The organism is Mycobacterium sp. 1165178.9 (genome assembly GCF_001673555.1).
In the GTDB taxonomy this organism is placed as follows: domain Bacteria; phylum Actinomycetota; class Actinomycetes; order Mycobacteriales; family Mycobacteriaceae; genus Mycobacterium.
Window position 1 is genome coordinate 1 of sequence record NZ_LZMB01000097.1, and the last position, 1,887, is coordinate 1,887.

A 1,887-nucleotide genomic window follows, 5' to 3' on the forward strand; every position below is an offset into this window, starting at 1 on the left:
GCACGGCCTCGTCGCGGATGATCAGTCGGATCATGTCGGCGGTGTTGGTCAGCTTGGCGCGGCTCGACCAGTACATCGGCAGGTAGAAGCCGGAGTAGAACAGGAAGCTCTCCAGCAGGGTCGAGGCGACCTTGCGCTTGAGCGGTTCGTCTCCCTTGTAGTACTGCATGACGATCTCGGCCTTGCGCTGCAGGTTGGGGTTCTCCTCCGACCAGCGGAACGCGTCGTCGATCTCGGCCGTCGAGCAGAGCGTGGAGAAGATGTTGCTGTAACTGCGCGCGTGCACGGACTCCATGAAGGCGATGTTCGTGTAGACCGCTTCTTCGTGCGGGGTCAGCGCGTCCGGAATCAGGCTGACCGCCCCGACGGTGCCCTGGATCGTGTCCAGCAGGGTCAGGCCCGTGAAGACCCGCATGGTCATCTGCTTTTCGTGGGCGGTCAGCGTGCCCCACGACGGCAGGTCGTTGGACACCGGCACCTTCTCGGGCAACCAGAAGTTTCCGGTGAGCCGGTCCCAGACTTCGGCGTCCTTTTCGTCTTGCAGCCGGTTCCAGTTGATCGCCGAAACGCGGTCGATCAGCTTCATGTTTTCGCTCACCAGAACCCCACTTCACACACCGTTGCGCCGGATGAATCTCAGCTCCCGACACTACCCCTGGGGTGTGACAACGCAGTGGAACACAAGAACTTGTGTCTACGTGTCGCGAGCGTCTGAAGCCGCCCCAATTAAGTTTCGTCCTCCAGTATGCGCGATAATCATGTACCAAATGGTACATGATTATCGAAGACGGCGTCGACATCGACGCACCGCCGCAACTCGTCTGGGATGTCTTCACCGACGTCGAGCACTGGCCCGACTGGACCGCGTCGGTGACCTCGCTGGTCGGTCTGGACGCCCCGACCCTCGCCATCGGCAGACGGTTCGCGATCAAGCAACCCGGGATGTCAAAGCTGATCTGGAAGGTCACCGAGATCGAACCGGGCAGGTCGTGGACTTGGGTGCAGAGCTCTCCCGCGGTGCGGGTCGCCGCTCGTCATGACGTCATCGCGCAGCCCGGCGGCCGCACGCTGGTGCGCCAGCGACTCGACCAGGGCGGGTTGTTGGGTGCCCTCGTCGGGCGGCTGATGGTCAAGAAGACCAAACGCTTCCTCGACCTGGAAGCCCAGGGCCTCAAGGCCCGCTCCGAGCAGCTCAGCCGCGCCGATGGCGCGCACTCCTGACACCGAACGGCGTCGGCAACTCCTCGAGTCACTCGTCGCCGAGTTCGCCACCGGCGGCATCGGCGACCGATCGCTGCGCGAGGTGGCCGCCGCTGTCGGCACCAGCCACCGGATGTTGTTGCACCACTTCGGCTCTCGAGAGGATCTGCTCGTGGCGATCGTCGAAGAAGTCGAGCGCCGCCAGATGGGGCTGCTGGCCGAACTGCCCTCCGACCCCGCCCAGGGTTTTGCCGCGATGTGGGCCGACCTACGCCGACCCGAACTGCGCGAATCCGAGCGCCTCTTCTTCGAGTGCTACGCCCGCGCAGTGCAGGGCGAAAAGCCTTTCGCCCGAATGGTTCCCGGAGCCGTTCACAGCTGGCTGACGGCGGTTGAGGCCCTGAAGAACGCCGTCGAGGCCCCGGTCGACGCCGCCCTGGCGCGCCTGGGGCTGGCCGTTGTACGCGGACTGCTGCTTGATCTGGTGGCCACCGATGACGACGCAGGTGTAGACGCGGCCGCGCGAGCCTTCGCCGAACTCCTCACGGACCGGCGATGATTCGGGCAACCGCAGTCAGGACGCGGCCGCGGAGCTGCCCATGTTCACGCCGTAGAACTGATATTCGTCCGGCTTGACCGAACGCGTCGCCCGCCAGTACTCCCAGGTGTAGCCGCCCCAGAGCACGG

4 protein-coding genes are annotated in these 1,887 nt (G+C 64.7%); 2 read left to right on the forward strand and 2 right to left on the reverse strand.

Features of this window, described 5'->3' with window-relative positions; translation table 11 throughout:
* The coding region (locus A5652_RS04875) for a ribonucleotide-diphosphate reductase subunit beta (protein ID WP_197513760.1) at positions 1–598 on the reverse strand (598 nt) is incomplete at its 3' end.
* A gap of 176 nt (positions 599–774) precedes the next feature.
* Between A5652_RS04875 and A5652_RS04880 the strand changes: the two genes are divergently transcribed.
* Together A5652_RS04880 and A5652_RS04885 are read left to right on the forward strand one after the other, a co-directional pair.
* On the forward strand, positions 775–1,221 hold the full coding sequence (locus tag A5652_RS04880; protein WP_067347192.1) for an SRPBCC family protein: 447 nt from the start codon (positions 775–777) through the stop codon (positions 1,219–1,221).
* Positions 1,205–1,759, forward strand: a complete 555-nt coding sequence (locus A5652_RS04885; protein WP_067347195.1) for a TetR/AcrR family transcriptional regulator — start codon at positions 1,205–1,207, stop codon at positions 1,757–1,759. Before A5652_RS04880 ends, A5652_RS04885 begins: the two co-directional genes overlap by 17 nt.
* 15 nt (positions 1,760–1,774) lie before the next feature.
* Here the strand turns inward: A5652_RS04885 and A5652_RS29085 are convergent.
* Positions 1,775–1,887: hypothetical protein (locus A5652_RS29085; RefSeq protein WP_369805750.1), on the reverse strand; the 113-nt coding region annotated here is incomplete at its 5' end.

What these genes read in the sequence shown, in the direction of transcription:
- A5652_RS04880 (WP_067347192.1), top strand. Translation starts at nt 775, where the DNA reads ATGATTATCGAAGACGGCGTCGACATCGACGCACCGCCGCAACTCGTC.
- A5652_RS04885 (WP_067347195.1), top strand. Translation starts at nt 1,205, where the DNA reads ATGGCGCGCACTCCTGACACCGAACGGCGTCGGCAACTCCTCGAGTCA.